This is a genomic window from Gilvimarinus gilvus (genome assembly GCF_030518155.1).
GTDB classification, from domain to species: domain Bacteria; phylum Pseudomonadota; class Gammaproteobacteria; order Pseudomonadales; family Cellvibrionaceae; genus Gilvimarinus; species Gilvimarinus gilvus.
Map to the genome: position 1 here is coordinate 1 of NZ_JAULRU010000816.1, position 392 is coordinate 392.

The 392-nt window shown below is 62.5% G+C and carries 1 protein-coding gene; it reads left to right on the top strand.

The window, feature by feature from the left end:
* The coding region (locus QWI17_RS21625) for a hypothetical protein (RefSeq protein WP_302724614.1) at positions 1–392 on the top strand (392 nt) is incomplete at both ends.

The window sequence follows — 392 nt, forward strand, 5'->3', positions numbered from 1 at the left end:
CCTATCCTGGCCAGTTCAGCGAGCGCATCAGCAAAGCCAGCGACCAGCTCAAGTATGAGCAGTTGCAGGGGCGTATCAACAGCATCAGCCAGGGGCAGTTGAGCCACGATCAGGTCGAGCGCCTGGTCGAACTGGCTCAGTTGCCGTACGCCCAGCTGTTCGCCAAACCGTTCGAGGCGGGGTTGGTGGACCACCGTACCGGCTTGCTCATCGAGCTGCACAACAGTGGCGATGCGCCGGTGCGCCAGGTCAAAGTGCGCCTGCCAGGCAAAGGCCTGGTGCAGGTGCGCGATGCTGCTGGCAACGACACACTGCTGGAGCAGGCTACCGCGCAAGTCGACATCCCTGTCATCGAGCCGGGTAGCCGGTGCAAGGTGTGGGTGTATTTCGAC